We start from the raw sequence: 14,710 nt of genomic DNA, 5'->3' as shown, positions 1-14,710 counted from the left end.
TACTATATGAGTGAAATTGAAACGATGACAGCTGTCCGGCTGGTGTCGCATTTCTGGCACCGCACGCTGTCGCCGGTCGAGGTCATGCGGGCGGTGCTTGATCGCATCGCGCTGTGCAACGCCCGCGTGAACTGTTTTCGCGAGATCGACGAAGTGGGCGCGCTTGCGGCCGCGCGCGAGGCCGAGCAACGCTGGCGCAGCAACACCCCGCGCGGCCTGCTCGACGGCGTGCCGGTATCGGTCAAGGACATGATCGCCACGCACGGCATGGACACCCTGCACGGCTCCCTGACCGTGGCGCCTGACGCCGCTCATGCGGGCGCTCATGGGGCTGCTCATGTGGCCGGTGTGGCCGACGCACCGGCGGTCGCCCGCCTGCGCGGGGCCGGCGCCATTATTTTCGGCAAGACCACGACCTCTGAATTCGGCAACAAGATCGTGACCGACAGTCCCCTCACCGGCGTCACGCGTAACCCCTGGGATACGCGCCGCTCCTGCGGGGGCAGTAGCGGCGGATCCGCTGTGGCGGTGGCGCTTGGCCTGGGTCCGCTGTCGCTGGCGACTGACGGCGGCGGCTCGATCCGCATCCCGGCGTGCTGGAACGGCGTAGTCGGCTTCAAGCCATCGTTCAATCGCGTTCTCACAGGACCGGAGAGTTCCTTTGCCTGCCTGTCGACGGTGGGGCCCATCGCCCGCTCGGTCGAAGACGCGGCACTCATGTTGAGCGTCATGACACGCCCGGATAAACGGGACGGGCGTGCGCGCCTGGCCGGGCAGCCTTGCGACAGGCAGTGCGACTACCGGGTCGGCCTGCATGGCGGTATCGCGGGTCTGCGCGTGGCGTTCAGTCCGGACCTGGGCCTCGCGAGCGTTGAGCCGTCCATTGCGGTGTGCGTGGCGCGTGCTGTTGGCTTGCTGGAGGCGCTCGGCGCGCGGATTGAAGAAGTGGATGTGCCGCCGCTCAAAGGGTACCTCGACAGCGGCATGCATTCGATTCAATGGGCTGTGCTGTTCGCACAGCGGGTGCGCTCCCTGAGCCCGGAACAACGGGCGTTGGTCGACCCGGACGTGCGGGAGCTGGCGCTGGCCGGCGAACGCGTGAGCACCACAACGCTCGTCGACGCGTTGAGCGCCCGGCACGCGCTCATGCAGGGTATGAGCCGGTTCTTTGACGAATACGACCTGCTCGTGACGCCAACATTCCACGTCGGCCCGCCCCCCGTACCGGGCTTGCCTGCCGCCCTGCGCATGGCACCGCCGCTCACGTCATGGTGCAACCAGACTGGGCAGCCCGCGGCGAGCATCCCGTGCGGGTTGACCGATGAGGGGCTGCCCACTGGCTTGCAGTTCATCGGCCCGCGGGAAGCAGACGCGCTTGTCCTGCGAGCCTGCCGCGCGTATGAGGCCGCCCGCGGCACGTTTGTGCTGCCGCCGCTCGCGTCAGCTGGAACGGACCGTCCGACGCTACGGGAGGGTCGACCGTGATGCAGATTCGCCGGTTGGTGGTGTGGGTGGTCGAGCGCCACGCGGAGCATGGCCTTGTGGTGGTGCCGCCGCATCGGCAGGTCGCGGCCGCTGCGGTCCTGGGTCGCGCTCGCGCGGGGAATGAAGGCCCCCTCGAACCCCTGTACGAACTCGGCGCTGAACTCGGCACGCTGCTGACGCACCGGGCGATGGACGCATTGAGTGTGGGCCCGTCCGACGTGCAGAGCTACGGCAAGGCGGCGCTGGTGGGCACTGGCATCGCGCTCGAATGCGGGGCGGCGCTCCTGCACCCGAGGCTGGGCAAGGCAGTGCGGCAATGCCTGCCGGGTGCCAGCACGATCATGCCGTCGGTGACCAAGCGAGGCGGGCCCGGCGCCTGTGTCGACATTCCGCTGCACAGCACCACCGACGCATGGAGCTTCGACCATTTCGACACGGTCTCGCTGGTGGTGCCCGATGCGCCGGCGCCCGACGAGATCCTGATTGCGGTCGGACTGGCCGATCGCGGCCGGCCACTCGCGTGCGTGAAAGGGTAGCGCGAGGGTAGCGCGAGGGTAGCGCGGACGAACGCCCGGCACACCGTCAGCGCGCGCAGGGCTGCAACCTCAGGTCCGTTCGGCGCGAAGCGCGGGGCAAGCCATGTCAGCCTGGACGCGGACAACAACATTCAGAAAAAGGAGAGGAGATTCATGATGCAGGCAAACGGGTGGGGGAGTCGATGCATCTGGGCACTTGGCCTGGCGATGTGGGTGTTCAGCGGTGCCGCTCGCGCGCAGTCGTCCGTCGCGTTTTACGGTCTGGCCGACGCCTTTGTCGGTGAGTTGCACCCGGCCGGCGCGCGTGGCAACGCCTGGCAGGTCGGCTCGGGCGGAATGACGACGTCGTATTGGGGCATGTCGGGCCAGGAGGACCTGGGCCACGGACTCAAGACCGTTTTCACGCTGGAAGGTTTCTTCCGCATCAACAGCGGCCAATCGGGCTCGTTCACCGGTCAGTCGTTCTTTGGCCGCAATGCGTTCGTGGGCCTGGCAGGGGATTTCGGGAAACTCACGGTTGGGCGCAATACCGCGCCACTGTTTGTCTCGACGCTGTTGTTCAATCCGTTTGGCAATTCGTTTGCCTTCTCGCCCATCGTGATCCACAGCTACCTCGACTCGGCGCTGGGCGCCGCCCCGGTTCAGGGCGACACCGCGCTGGACAACTCGCTGCTGTACCAGACGCCGCAGCTCGGTGGTCTGTCCGGCAGCGTGCTCTACAGCAATGCGGGTGTCGCGGGCCACCCGGGGCAGGCCAACTATAGCGCCAGTGTGCTGTATTTTGCCGGGCCGTTCTCGGCTACAGCGGCCGTTCAGAGTCTTCACACGACGTCGATCCTCCTGAATCAGGCCACTGCGCAGACTGCGTATCTTGTGGGCGGCGCATATCGCTTTGCGCTGGCAAAGCTCTATGCCCAGTACGAACATATCGAAAACAACAGTCCCGTGAAGGATGATACGTGTCAGCTTGGCGCGAGCGTGCCTGCGGGAGCAGGCAGTGTGCTGATGTCATGGGCGGGGACCTGGCGGCGCCAAGCCCCCGGAGCGAATGTGCGCTGGATGACCGCGGCGCTCGGTTACGACTACCCGCTTTCGAAACGCACGGACCTGTATGCGGCCTACCGGTACGACAAGGTCGCGGGCGTGCCGTCCGGCAGCAGCATGGGCGCGGGGCTGCGCGTCCAGTTCTGATCGGCCTGCCGTCCAGCACAGCACCGCTCGCACAGGCGAAATGAATCCGGCCAATGGTTGGTACAGCAAGGCTGCACGATTGTGATGGAGATATCGCGGCTTTGATCGCACTGCTTCAAATTCCGCTTCCCCTGCCTGAAGGGTGCTGGGCCGCGCGCATACGACGGCGGCGTCTGCGTCGGCCCAGACCATCAAAGCGGCGCACGTTGCGGCCAACGAGAGCAACCTTCCTGGGTTTGCCGGCGGCCACTGAATATTCCACGCCAAAGTGAACAGAGATTGATTCCAGGGCAAAAAGAACACGAATTCCACGGCACCCATTGGCGGGCCGGTTCCACGGCAAAAAGAACAGGGTTTCCACGCCATCGCGAACAGGATTTCAGGGTGGCGCTGACGCGGGTGAACGGTGGCACGCTCGACAGTTTTGTCGGGAGTGTCGAATGGCGAATGTCATGTTGACCATGCGCAAAATCAGGGAAGCTTTGCGTGAGCGTAGCGGCCAATCTGCAGCGCCAGACTCGGCGCCTCGCGGTTGTAGTTCTGCCTCAGTTTCAGGCCGTGCCGGGTCGCAGCCTTCACCAGATGTTCGCGACACCGCTCCAGCAACCGCGAATCGGCTGGATGCGCGATCGCTTTCTCCATCACCGTGGTGTCAACGATCACGTGCTTCACGCTTGATGCCTTGATCACGCCCGCACGTTTAGGTCGATCGTCTCGCCCAGCAGCTCAATGCCAGCCTCGCCCTGGATACTGTCTATGGATGTTAGCGGCGGCGTCAATTTCACCTGATACGGACGGTTTGAAACTCACGATGGTGAAGGAGATCAGGTGGTGATGGGATCGGAGCCAAGGCTCGGTTCGTTGCGATTCCCGATGTCGATTGGAATGAGCTGGGGTTCAGGCTAGACGGTAAGCGAGGGTGGAGGCTCACAAGATGGGTCACGGGCCATGTATCCGTAGAGGGTGCGGAGGTCGTTCACGCGGAGGCTGGGGATTTCTTCGCGTTCAGACTGGTGGGGCGCGGCGAACTGGCCACGGTAATCTATACCCGCTATTACCACCGCCTGGCCTTCTCGAGTATGTACTGGTATGCGCCGGGCGTCCGACGCGTGGTGAAGTCCGCGACCCGGTACTACTGGGCGCCCCACGGCGAGTCGACTCAGACCTTCGAACCCGGAAGCTACTCGCTTATGGCACCAGTCGAGCCGGATGCCGCGTCGGCCGTGCGGCAGTAACGATGGGCGCGGCGTATCTGGCGGGTTTTGTCAGGGAACACCTCGCCGAATTGGACCGGCGCCGGAATACTGGGCGCTGAGGTGCTGAAACAGAAACCAGGGGAAGCGGGGGGCGCTTCCGTCGGGTGTTAGCCAGTAGTCGTTGGGCCTCGCGCGGATCGGGCGCGCAACGCTGCTGCCACCCGGGCATAGGGGCCCTCGTCACGACAAGCGGTAATTCACTCGACCTGCTCACTGCGTCCAATCTTGCAGCTGACGGGACCCACCGGCAATCTCGCCAAGGCCGCCTCCACACTAAACGCGGCACTCGTTGACATTCTCGAGGCGAACGGCCTTGACCCGGCGACTTTTAACGCCATTTCTTCTACAACGTTTACTGCGAACAGGGCTGATCGTGGCACACACGCGCACCGATCAGGAGGGGGACGATCCGTCGCAGATCGCGCCGTTGCTCGATCAGATCCCGGGCGAGATCGGGCGGGTCATCGCCGATGGCGCCTATGACGGCGCACCGACGTACCAGACGGTCGCGCAGCACAGTCCAGCGGCGCAGATCGTGATTCCGCCACGCTCGACGGCGGTGCGCAGCTGCGAGACCGGCCCACCGACCCAGCGTGATCGCCATCTCGAAGCGATCGAGGCACACGGGCGACCGGGCTGGCAGAAAGCCACCGGCTATGGCCGGCGCGCCATCGTCGAAACGGCGATGGGCCGGTACAAGGCGTTGATCGGCCCGCGCCTGCGGCTCATCGTCCTGATGCTCAGCATACCGAAGCAGGCCATCGGTGTGGCCACGCTCGATCGCATGCTGGCCGCCGCTTGCGCGAACTCCGTCCGCTGTAAGGCTCACTACAAGGGCTTCCCCATTGAGCGCAAGCACAAATGTGGTTTTCTGTTGTTGCCATGCTGCCTTGCCGGCGTCGCGTGAGAAGGTGAAGGACTGCTGTACTACAACCGGTCATGTTGGGCCAATGGCCCGGACCCTGATGAAAGACGCGCGCGAGGGCCTCGTTCGCTGACCGGGACTGAAATCCCTGTAGCCTTATCAGGCATACCCCGCGCGGGTCCAACCCGCTTCACATCACCGCTGGCAGTGCAAAGTGATCGTTTATTGGCTCATCGTACGTTGCTTCTCGTTGGTGTGCGGTTGATGAATCCGTCTGGAAGTCACGCGACGACCGGGTCGTGCTTGAAGTCGTCGCCGTACTTCAGGACCGCCCATGCCATTCGAGCATTCTTGGCCGCGATCGCCACAGCCGCACGCCAGTAGCCGCGGCGCTCCACGAGGCTTCGCACCCAGCGGCTGAAGCGGTCCTGCTTCTCGCCGAGATTCGCGAGGACGGCGCGTGCACCGTTCACCAGCAGACTGCGCAGATAGGCGTCGCCCGCCTTTGTGATGCTGCCCAGCCGCTGCTTGCCGCCGCTGCTATGCTGTCCCGGCGTCAGGCCAAGCCAGGCAGCCACCTGACGACCGTTGCTGAAATCATGTCCGACACCCAGGCTCGCAAGCAGCGCGCTCGCTGTGGTCGGGCCGATGCCCCGCAATTGCATGAGCCGCCGACTGCGCGCGTCGTAACGTGCTATTTCGCTGATCGCGCGGTCGTATTCGGCCAGCCGGTCCTCGATGTTGCCTGCGTGCTCGAGCAGATCGCTGATGCAGCGTCTGGCCCAGCCCGGCAGTGCCTCGAGAGGAACCGTGATCTCCCTTCGCAGACGCTCCGGGCTCTGCGGCAGCACCACGCCGAATTCGGAGAGCAGGCCACGTATGCGGTTGTAGATCGCAGTGCGTTCCTCGACGAAACCCTGCCGCGTCCGATGCAGGCAGAGCGTGGCCTGCTGGTGTTCGTCCTTCAGCGGCACGAAACGCATGCTCGGGCGCGTCACTGCCTCACAGATAGCCGCCGCGTCCGCCGCATCGTTCTTGCCGCGCTTGCCCGACATCCGGTAGGGTGCCACGAGCTTAGGCGCCATCAGCTTCACGGTGTGGCCATATTGCTGGAACACGCGGGCCCAGTGATGGGCGCCGGAACAGGCTTCCATGCCGATGAGGCAAGGCGGCAACTGAGCGATGAGCGCTGTGAGTTGGTCGCGCATTACGCGCGGCTTGACCAGCACAGCCTTGCCGGACGCGTCCACTCCGTGAATCGCAAACACGTTCTTGGCAAGATCGATTCCGACGGTGACAATTGGCATGGACTTCCCCTCTTGTTGGTGTTGATGAAGGTTCGAGACTCCATCATGGCACTGTGATGCCGATTCGCGGCTTCCGCCGCAGCCTCGGGACGGGGAAGTCCCTTTCATTCGTTGAATAGTCCACGGGGTAAGGAGCATGTTGCGCCCGGCGTCGTCTCCGTGCACCAACGCCGTCTTCCACGGTCCGCCGGATCAAAGGCACATTTTTGCGCATCAAATGATGTTATGATGCAAGCCTCAACTGCGGAGGCATCCATGCGTACTACCATTGCCCTGGACGACGAACTGATCGCCAAGGCACAAGCCTACACGGGGCTGGACGAAAAGACCGCGCTGGTCCGTGAAGCGCTCAAAGCCCTTATCCAACGTGAGGCCGCACGCCGGCTGGCGAACCTTGGCGGTAGCCAGCCTGGAATTCAGGGAGCCCCGCGTCGTCGACAGGATGTCGAATGATTCTGGTCGACACGTCCATCTGGATCGACCACATTAACGCGTCTGACTCGATGCTGGTGAGCCTGCTGGCAGGGGAACGCGTGCTCGCCCACCCCTACGTAATCGGGGAAATCTCTCTCGGCAGTTTGCGCAACCGCGAAGTCGTCCTTGGTGCGCTGCTGGATCTCCCGGGCGCCCCCATAGCTACACCCGAGGAGGTTTTCTATCTCATCGAGGGCGAGCAACTCTTCAATCGTGGAATCGGGTATGTCGATACCGCGCTGCTCGCGTCCGCGCGGTTGCAGCCCGGTGTGACCGTCTGGACGCGCGACAAGCGGTTAAAGAAGGTCGCCGACGAACTCGGGCTGGGCGCAATGCTGGGACACTGATATGTATGGACCGTGTCAAGGAGTACAGTGGTCGTTGCCTCCATCAGTGGTCGTTGCCTCCATATCTGCGAAATCCTGCGCTGGGTTCGCGGTGGATGTGTTTGCGGGCGCCGTCGACCGGCTGCGCGAACGAGGCGAAGCATCCACCGGATGAGCCGACCTGCTGGAAAAGGCCTCGGCAGCACAGGCTGCGGCACGGCGCCGGTTCGCATATGGAGGACCAGCAGGTGGGCCTTCGGCTCGTGCGCGACAACCTGTCCCATGCGACGCTGACGGCGAGCCTCTATCTGCACGTCGACGATGATCGCCGGCATCAGGAGACGGAGGACGAACACCGGATTGGCTGGTGAGACAAGCACGTTGGAGCGGTAGAAGAACCGCACCAACGAGCGATCGGCGACGATTCGGACGAAAGTACCCGAGAGATGAAGAGATGAAGCGATAGATATGGGCGTTGGTGCACGGAGACGACGCCGGGCGCAACATGCCCATGGTCGAGGCTCATCTCTTCGACACTCCCCATTTCCAGCAGTCGGATAGCTTCGGGCGGCCAGTAGACCCGGTGCCAGCCTTCAGGAGTCGCACGTTCGTCGTCAAGAAAGACCTTCATGCATGCGCCTCCTCGCGCTTTTCCGATCTCTTGCTCTATGCAATGAGCACTTCAGCGGGGATTTTCAACTCGCGATTAAGGCGGCGAATCATGGCAAGGCTCAGCCCGCGTTTCCGATTGAGCACTTCGTAGACCCTGTTCAGATTGCCGAGATACGGCTGCATATCGCTGGCCGACAAACCGGCCTGCTCTATGCGTGCTCTATGCGGAACTTGATCGCTTCGATCGGATCGGGTAGATCGAGCGGGAAATGCTCAGCCTCGTAGCGCTCGACCAAGGTGGCGAGGACTTCGAGCCGGTCGCCTTCCGGCGTGCCGGGAGCCGGGTCGGCGTCGACCAGGACCGATACGATCTGCAAGGCTTCGTTGTAATCGTGTTCGTTGTGAATCGGGCGGATTTCCATATTGATTACTCCAGTTCTATAGTTTCAGCATCGATCCTGTCGTACTCGCCGTGAGTATCGACGAATTTGATGCAGACGACGCCTATGCGGTAAGCGACCGCCACAATGAGCCCGCAGTCGTTTCCCTTGATGTTGAATACCACCCGGTTTCGCCCGACAAAGCTTGCGGCAGAATATCTGGCCTTAATGTCCTGAGGCGTCATCCAGACGGCTTTTACCGCCTCCTCGTGCCACGCCAGCAGCGACTGCCGCGCGACCGGATGCTTCTCGCAGAATGCCAACAGGACTTTTTTCGCAAAAATTCGCATGGACCATGCTTAGTCCCATTTTGGGACTAAAGCAAACTTTATTCGTTGATCCCGTTCGCGGCCGCCTGGCTCTCACCTGAAGGACAGCACCGCGCCGTTCCATAGGACAAAGGCCGCTTGCGCGGCGCTGGCAGCGGCGGATCCTGCGCCGAACGTCGTCTGTCTCGCCCGTCCATGTCGGTTCACGCCGATGGCAATGAATCCACGCTGGGGCGTTCCTCACTGGACCGGCAAACGCTTCGCGCCGGAGGTGGTGACGTCGATGAACGAGGCCGTGAGGCAGTTCGCCGCGCGCGGCGGGCCAACCCATCGAGCTGGTCGGCTATTCGGGAGGCGGGGCACTGGCCGTGCTGGTCGCGGCACGCCGCACCGACGTTGCATCAATCCGCACGGTGGCCGGCAGTCTTGACGACGAGTTCGTCAACCGACTGCACGACGTGTCGACCATGCCGCAATCGGAGAACGCGATCGATTTCGCGAGCCGCGTCGCAGCGATTCCGCAGATTCACTTCAGCGGCGCTGACGACACCGTGGTGCCACCGGCGTTCGCGCAGCGTTTCGTCAACGCGGCCGGCGTGCGATGCGCGCGCGCATTGACGATCCCGGGTCTCGCCCACGACAGCGACTGGAGCAGTCGCTGGCCGGGGTTGCTGGCGGCCGCACCCGCATGCTCCCTCACCACTTCAGCGCAGTAGATGAAAGACTTTCTCTACACTTTATGGCTGACGGGCTTAAGCGCAGCCGGCAAAACGACCTCGCGCACGCGCTGGCGGATGCGTTCGCGGCGCGAGGCGTGACATGCGAGGTGCTCGACGGCGACGTCGTGCGTCAGCAACTCAGTCGCGATCTCAGCTTTTGGCGGCAGGACCGCAGCGAGAACATCCGCCGCGTGGCGCAACCCTGCCGGCAGCTGAACGACACCGGAACCGTCGCTATTGCCGCGCTGATTTCGCCGTATCGGATGGATCGTGAGATGGCGCGCCTCACGGTCGGTAAGGACCAGATCATCGAGGTGTATCTTGCGACGCCGCTCCCGGTCTGCGAAGCGCGCGACCCGAAGGGGCTCTACAAACGGGCGCGAACTGGGAACATCGTCAACTTTACCGACATCAGCGACTCCGACGCGGTGCCGCTCAACCCCGAACTGTCTTTGATATTAGCCGGCAGCTACCTGCCAGCTGTGACCTGTATCACGGAACGCGGGACAGCGTCCCTATATCGAGATGTGACGCGGTGACTGTAGGCTGGGTGTGTCTGTTGCCGCCTCTTTCGTCTGGCGGTGCCCGAATAACTTGTTGCATTCCAGTGCGCCGAAGATCGTCGTGCCTTGCACGCCGGCGTCGAACCAGCCGCGAATCTGGGTGGCCGCAGCCTGCTCGACGTTGGCGAACTGGGAGCAATAGGCCTGGTCGTGCTGCTCGTACAGACGGAAACCGGAGGCGCCCGTCGTCGACGCTGGGGTTAAATGCCTGATCGTCCCCGGTGAGCTTCGGCAAGCCTGCCCTGACGCGTTTGATTTTGTCGCCCGCTTTCCCAAAGACAATGATCCGCCGATGGATATTCTTTTCGCGCTCAACGGCGAGGCTCGCCAGCCGGAGCTAGCCTCGGGCGGCGACGCGAATTGCTCGCATAGCCGGACTGTTGTCGAAAACGCCCGCACCGGCAGTCGCTAAACACTCTCCCCGCCTTTCGCCGGCTCACCTCCGCGATGGTGATCGGCGGCAACGAACATGTACATCGCCGGCACCACGAACAACGTAAAGAGGGTGCCGATCGACAGCCCCGTGAAGATCACAAGCCCCATCGCGTTACGTCCCGCGGCGCCCGCCCCCGAAGCGATCACCAGCGGCACAACGCCGAACACCATCGACGCCGTGGTCATCAGAATCGGACGCAGCCGCACGCCGGCTGCTTCCTCCAGCGCTTCGCGCTTCGATCTGCCGGTGCGTTGTAGTTCGTTGGCGAATTGCACGATCAGGATGCCGTGCTTGCTGACGAGTCCCATCAGCGTGACGAGTCCAACCTGCGTATAGATGTTGAGCGTTGTCAGTCCGATGTTGATGAAGACGAGCGCGCCGAAAAGCGCCATCGGCACTGAAACCAGGATCACGATGGGATCGCGAAAGCTCTCGAATTGCGCGGCGAGCGCGAGGAAGACGATGATCGTCGCGAACATCAGCGTGATGACAAAGCCGCCGGATTCTTGCACGAACTGCCGCGACTGCCCCGAGTAGTCCGCGGAATATCCCGTCGGCGCGACCTGCGCGATCGCTTTGCGCAGGAAATCGAGCACCTCGCCCTGCGACACGCCGGGCACGACGACACCCGAGATCGTCGCCGAGTTGAGCTGCTGGAAATGGTTGATCGATTCGGGCACGACATTGTGCTCCAGATGCGCGACCGTCCCAGCCGGGATGACGCTTCCGTCCGGCGTATGCAGGTAGTAGTCGAGCACCTGCGAAGGATTGAGCCTGTCGGTCTGCAACACTTGAGGAATCACCTTGTACGAGCGTCCAGCGATCGAAAAGTAATTGACGTAGTTACCGCCGAGCGCGGCGCCGAGCGTCTGGCCGACGTCACCCTGCGAGAGTCCGAGCGAAGCGACCTTGTCGCGATCCACGACAAGCGTGGCTTCCGGCTTGTCGAGCTTGAGGTCGCTGTCGACGAAGAAGAACATCCCGCTCGCCCGCGCCTTCTGCAGAACCGCCTCCGCCACCTCGTTGAGGTTCTCGAAAGGCTCGGTCGTGCTGATGACGAATTGCACCGGCAAGCCTCGCGAGCCGGGCAGCGGCGGGAACTGGAACGCGGCGACACGCGCACCGGCAATCTGATTCCACTTCTCCTGCAACTCCTGCTGCAACACGGTCGCGCCCTTGCTGCGCTGGTCCCATGTCTTGAACAGCACGCCGCCGATCCCCTGATTCAGGGTCGGCGCGCCCGTCAGCTGAAACATCTGCGAGTACTCGGGCAACCCTTTCGAAATCTCGAATACCTGGTCTGCGTACACCTGCATCTGCTGGATCGTTGCGTTCGGCGGCCCCTGGATCTGCGATAGCACGATCCCCTGATCCTCCTGAGGCGCAAGTTCGGTTTTCGACGTCGCGAACAGGTAAACCGCGCCGGCGAGCAGCATCGCACCCATCAGCGCAAACACGGGCCACGTGTCGAGCGTCGCGTGCAGGATGCGGGCGTAGCGGCGATGGACCCGTTCGAACTGCCGGTCGACGAAACTTGCGAAGCGGCCGGCCCCCTGGTCCGGCCGGAAGAAACGCGAGCACATCATCGGCGACAAGGTCAGCGCGATCACGCCGGATACGGTAACGGCCCCGGCGAGTGTGAACGCGAACTCGGTGAAGAGCGCGCCCGTCAGCCCGCCCTGGAAGCCGATCGGCGCGTAGACGGCAACCAGCACGACGGTCATCGCGATGATCGGTCCACCCAGTTCGCGCGCTGCGATCAGCGCTGCGTCAAAGGGCGTTCTGCCCTCGTGCTTCATGTGACGGTCGACGTTTTCGACGACGATGATCGCGTCGTCCACCACGAGGCCAATCGCGAGGACGAGCGCGAGTAGCGTCAGCAGATTGATCGAATAGCCGAGGGACTGCATCACGAAGAACGAGCCGATCAGCGATAGTGGCATGGCGATCAGCGGCACGATGACCGCGCGGAAACTGCCGAGGAAGAGGAAGATCACCGCGGTGACGATCAGCAGTGCCTCGACCAGCGTCTTGATGACTTCCCTGATCGCCGTGTTCACGAAGTCGGTTGCGTCGTAGACGATGTCGCCGGTCATCCCGGTCGGAAACTGCCTCTGCAAGGCGGGGAAGGCGGTCCGCACACGCTTGGCGACATCGAGGATGTTGGCAGTAGGCGCCACCTTGATGCCGATGAACACCGAGCGTTTGCCGCTGAACGCGACGTTGAAGTCATAGCTGTCGGCGCCAAGCACGACGTTCGCGACGTCCTCGAGGCGCACGATCGAACCGTTCTTCTGCTTGACGACCAGTTGCTTGAAGTCGTCGACGGTATGCAGGTCCGTGCCCGCATTCAGGGCGACGCTGACCATTTGCCCCTTCGTCGAGCCGAGCGTCGCGAGGTAGTTGTTGTTGCCGAGCGCCGCATAGACGTCGGCGGCCGTCACGCCGTGCGCGGCCATGCGCGTCGAATCGAGCCATGCCCTGAGCGCGAACTGACGTCCCCCGAGGATTTCGGCCGTCTGCACGCCTTCGATCGAATCGAGCGTGGGCTTGACCACGCGCAGCAGATAGTCGGTGACGTTGTTGCTCGGCAGCACGTCGCTGTAGAAGCCCATGTACATCGCATCGGTGGTCTGTCCGATCTGGACCGTCAGCACGGGCAGCTGGGCTTGCGGTGGCAACTGGTTGCGCACCGACTGGATCTGCGTGTTGATCTCGGTCAGCGCGCGGGTCGAGTCGTAGTTGAGGCGCAGTGTCGCAACGATGGTCGAGACGCCGGTGCTGCTCGTCGAGGACAGGTAATCGATGCCTTGCGCCTGCGCGATCGCCGCTTCGAGCGGCTGCGTAATGAATCCGGCGATCGTGTCGGCGTTCGCGCCGTAGTAGGCGGTTGTTATCGTGACGACGGCGTTTTCGGTCTGCGGATACTGGCTGACCTTTAGCGCCGCGAGCGAGCGCAGTCCGAGCACGAGGATCAGCAGGCTGACAACCGCCGCGAGCACGGGTCGTCGAATGAAGAGATCGGTGAATGTCATCGCGCGGCCTCTTTATTGTTCCTGAGGCGTGGGATTCGGACTGTCCGACGGCTGCACGCGATTGTTGATGACAAGCAGCGTGCCGTTCTTGAGCTTCAGCTGTCCGCTTGTCACGACCTGCGTGCCGGCTGCGATGCCCTTCAGGATCGCGACCTGATCGCCGCGCGTGGGGCCTGGCGTGACGAACACCTGCTGGGCGGCGGGCAGCGTCCTGCCTTGCGCGTCGGGCCGCGTGCCCGGCTTCACGACGAATACGGTCGCGCCATAAGGGTTATACGTGATGGCCGTTTGCGGCAGCGTCAGAAAACGCTCTTCGGCACCCGCGTCGATCTTCACGTTCGCGTACATGCCCGGCAGCAGTTTGCGCTCGTGGTTGTCGACGCTCGCTTCGATCTGCACGTTGCGCGTCGCGCTGTCGACCTTCGGGCTGATCGAGGTGATCTTGCCGCTGAAGGTGCGTGTGCCATACGCATTGGTGTTAACCGAGACGGCCTGACCGATCGCGAGCTGGCCGAGCTGTTGCTGCGGCAGGGTGAAGTCGGCGTAGATCGGGTCAACGGCCTGCAGTGTGACGATCGCATCGCCCGGATTGATGTACTGGCCCGGATTGACCGTGGTGATGCCTAGACGCCCTGCAAACGGCGCGCGGATGGTCTTCTTGTCGACGAGCGCGGCCTGTTGCGCGACCTGGGCCTTCTTGCTCTTGAGGTCGGCTGCGTCCGCGTCGAGTTGGGCCTTGGCAATCGCCCGGATGTCGTACTGCGCGCGGTCGCGCTCGTAGACGGTCTGCGCGAGATCCGCGGCGGCCTGCAACGACTGGAGCAGTGCCACGTCGGAGTCCGCGTTGAGCCTGACGAGGACCTGTCCGGCCTTGACGTCCTGCCCGGAACTGAACGCGACCTCGCGCACGAGCCCGGCGACTTCGGTGGTCACGTCCACGCCGCGCACAGCGCGCAGGCTGCCGATGGCGGAGAGCTGGGGTTGCCACGCCTGATAGCTGGCGACCGCTGCCGACACCGTGGCGGGCGGGGCCGCATTGCTCGCCATGAACTTCGCGAACATGTAGTTCCTGAACAGGTTGAAGCCGACGAGCGCCGCGAGCAGCAGGCCGACACAGATCAGCATGATCACCATTCGTCTGGCCATCGGTCGTTTTCCGATCATCGACTTGTCCTTGTAACGGCGCCCGGGATGCC

The 14,710-nt window shown here is 63.3% G+C and carries 11 protein-coding genes and 6 pseudogenes; 10 read left to right on the top strand and 7 right to left on the bottom strand.

Translation table 11 applies throughout. From position 1 onward, the window contains the following. The first annotated feature begins 6 nt into the window (after window positions 1–6). The 3 genes from B0G77_RS01895 to B0G77_RS01885 all read left to right on the top strand — a co-directional run bounded on the left by B0G77_RS01895 (window position 7) and on the right by B0G77_RS01885 (window position 3,212). Window positions 7–1,485: an amidase family protein gene (locus tag B0G77_RS01895; RefSeq protein WP_133660599.1), complete on the top strand. Its 1,479-nt coding sequence runs from the start codon at window positions 7–9 to the stop codon at window positions 1,483–1,485. Further along, a complete protein-coding gene (locus tag B0G77_RS01890) occupies window positions 1,485–2,021 on the top strand; it encodes an amino acid synthesis family protein (protein ID WP_133664004.1) in 537 nt (178 codons plus the stop codon). Before B0G77_RS01895 ends, B0G77_RS01890 begins: the two co-directional genes overlap by 1 nt. Before the next feature lie 156 nt (window positions 2,022–2,177). Next, window positions 2,178–3,212: a porin gene (locus B0G77_RS01885; RefSeq protein WP_133664003.1), complete on the top strand. Its 1,035-nt coding sequence runs from the start codon at window positions 2,178–2,180 to the stop codon at window positions 3,210–3,212. A 480-nt stretch (window positions 3,213–3,692) separates the two neighbouring features. Here the strand turns inward: B0G77_RS01885 and B0G77_RS01880 are convergent. Beyond that, window positions 3,693–3,955 (bottom strand): annotated as a pseudogene (locus tag B0G77_RS01880) (IS5/IS1182 family transposase); the annotation flags it as partial. Between the two features lie 802 nt (window positions 3,956–4,757). On the opposite strand from B0G77_RS01880, the gene B0G77_RS01875 reads away from it, so the two are divergent. Next, window positions 4,758–5,375: a transposase gene (locus tag B0G77_RS01875; protein ID WP_133660598.1), complete on the top strand. Its 618-nt coding sequence runs from the start codon at window positions 4,758–4,760 to the stop codon at window positions 5,373–5,375. Window positions 5,376–5,614: 239 nt separating this feature from the next. On the opposite strand, the gene B0G77_RS01870 is transcribed toward B0G77_RS01875, so the two are convergent. Then, on the bottom strand, window positions 5,615–6,640 hold the full coding sequence (locus B0G77_RS01870; protein ID WP_133660597.1) for an IS110 family transposase: 1,026 nt from the start codon (window positions 6,638–6,640) through the stop codon (window positions 5,615–5,617). 255 nt (window positions 6,641–6,895) lie between these two features. On the opposite strand from B0G77_RS01870, the gene B0G77_RS01865 reads away from it, so the two are divergent. The 3 genes and pseudogenes from B0G77_RS01865 to B0G77_RS01855 all read left to right on the top strand — a co-directional run. Continuing rightward, window positions 6,896–7,093 carry a type II toxin-antitoxin system VapB family antitoxin gene (locus B0G77_RS01865; protein ID WP_133660596.1) on the top strand — a complete coding sequence of 66 codons (198 nt, stop codon included), beginning with the start codon at window positions 6,896–6,898 and terminating at the stop codon, window positions 7,091–7,093. Further along, window positions 7,090–7,461 (top strand): type II toxin-antitoxin system VapC family toxin, encoded by a 372-nt coding sequence (locus tag B0G77_RS01860; RefSeq protein ID WP_133660595.1) that lies wholly within the window; start codon window positions 7,090–7,092, stop codon window positions 7,459–7,461. The genes B0G77_RS01865 and B0G77_RS01860 overlap by 4 nt, the downstream gene beginning before the upstream one ends. A 97-nt stretch (window positions 7,462–7,558) precedes the next feature. After that, window positions 7,559–7,811: pseudogene (locus tag B0G77_RS01855) on the top strand (integrase); the annotation flags it as partial. Between the two features lie 140 nt (window positions 7,812–7,951). Here B0G77_RS01855 and B0G77_RS45480 read toward each other — a convergent pair. The 3 genes and pseudogenes from B0G77_RS45480 to B0G77_RS01840 form a co-directional block, all read right to left on the bottom strand. Beyond that, window positions 7,952–8,071, bottom strand: a pseudogene (locus B0G77_RS45480) (cyclic-phosphate processing receiver domain-containing protein); the annotation flags it as partial. Between the two features lie 35 nt (window positions 8,072–8,106). Further along, window positions 8,107–8,474 (bottom strand): annotated as a pseudogene (locus B0G77_RS01845) (transcriptional regulator). A gap of 5 nt (window positions 8,475–8,479) precedes the next feature. Then, complete coding sequence (locus tag B0G77_RS01840; protein ID WP_133660593.1) at window positions 8,480–8,782, bottom strand: type II toxin-antitoxin system HigB family toxin; 303 nt, start codon at window positions 8,780–8,782, stop codon at window positions 8,480–8,482. A gap of 124 nt (window positions 8,783–8,906) precedes the next feature. Here B0G77_RS01840 and B0G77_RS01835 point away from each other — a divergent pair. The 3 genes and pseudogenes from B0G77_RS01835 to B0G77_RS01825 form a co-directional block, all read left to right on the top strand. Further along, window positions 8,907–9,477 (top strand): annotated as a pseudogene (locus B0G77_RS01835) (alpha/beta hydrolase); the annotation flags it as partial. Beyond that, the gene (cysC, locus tag B0G77_RS01830; RefSeq protein WP_347814148.1) at window positions 9,363–10,019 is read left to right on the top strand and encodes an adenylyl-sulfate kinase; all 657 of its coding nucleotides are present in this window, start codon (window positions 9,363–9,365) and stop codon (window positions 10,017–10,019) included. The pseudogene B0G77_RS01835 and the gene cysC, both read left to right, overlap by 115 nt. Window positions 10,020–10,224: 205 nt before the next feature. Next, window positions 10,225–10,455 (top strand): annotated as a pseudogene (locus tag B0G77_RS01825) (DUF3579 domain-containing protein); the annotation flags it as partial. Here B0G77_RS01825 and B0G77_RS01820 read toward each other — a convergent pair. Both B0G77_RS01820 and B0G77_RS01815 read right to left on the bottom strand, forming a co-directional pair. Then, complete coding sequence (locus tag B0G77_RS01820; protein ID WP_133660592.1) at window positions 10,452–13,514, bottom strand: efflux RND transporter permease subunit; 3,063 nt, start codon at window positions 13,512–13,514, stop codon at window positions 10,452–10,454. The pseudogene B0G77_RS01825 and the gene B0G77_RS01820 sit on opposite strands and share 4 nt — an antisense overlap. 12 nt (window positions 13,515–13,526) lie before the next feature. Further along, complete coding sequence (locus B0G77_RS01815) at window positions 13,527–14,678, bottom strand: efflux RND transporter periplasmic adaptor subunit (protein ID WP_133660591.1); 1,152 nt, start codon at window positions 14,676–14,678, stop codon at window positions 13,527–13,529. Window positions 14,679–14,710: the final 32 nt, after the last annotated feature.

This window comes from Paraburkholderia sp. BL10I2N1, from assembly GCF_004361815.1.
Taxonomy (GTDB): Bacteria; Pseudomonadota; Gammaproteobacteria; order Burkholderiales; family Burkholderiaceae; genus Paraburkholderia.
This window is presented reverse-complemented; position numbering and strand designations above follow the sequence as displayed.

Excerpts from the sequence above, each read along its gene's own strand:
- B0G77_RS01895 (WP_133660599.1), top strand. The coding sequence starts at position 7 with ATGAGTGAAATTGAAACGATGACAGCTGTCCGGCTGGTGTCGCATTTC.
- B0G77_RS01890 (WP_133664004.1), top strand. The coding sequence starts at position 1,485 with ATGCAGATTCGCCGGTTGGTGGTGTGGGTGGTCGAGCGCCACGCGGAG.
- B0G77_RS01885 (WP_133664003.1), top strand. The coding sequence starts at position 2,178 with ATGCAGGCAAACGGGTGGGGGAGTCGATGCATCTGGGCACTTGGCCTG.
- B0G77_RS01870 (WP_133660597.1), bottom strand. The coding sequence starts at position 6,640 with ATGCCAATTGTCACCGTCGGAATCGATCTTGCCAAGAACGTGTTTGCG.
- B0G77_RS01865 (WP_133660596.1), top strand. The coding sequence starts at position 6,896 with ATGCGTACTACCATTGCCCTGGACGACGAACTGATCGCCAAGGCACAA.
- B0G77_RS01860 (WP_133660595.1), top strand. The coding sequence starts at position 7,090 with ATGATTCTGGTCGACACGTCCATCTGGATCGACCACATTAACGCGTCT.
- B0G77_RS01840 (WP_133660593.1), bottom strand. The coding sequence starts at position 8,782 with ATGCGAATTTTTGCGAAAAAAGTCCTGTTGGCATTCTGCGAGAAGCAT.
- cysC (WP_347814148.1), top strand. The coding sequence starts at position 9,363 with ATGCGCGCGCGCATTGACGATCCCGGGTCTCGCCCACGACAGCGACTG.
- B0G77_RS01820 (WP_133660592.1), bottom strand. The coding sequence starts at position 13,514 with ATGACATTCACCGATCTCTTCATTCGACGACCCGTGCTCGCGGCGGTT.
- B0G77_RS01815 (WP_133660591.1), bottom strand. The coding sequence starts at position 14,678 with ATGATCGGAAAACGACCGATGGCCAGACGAATGGTGATCATGCTGATC.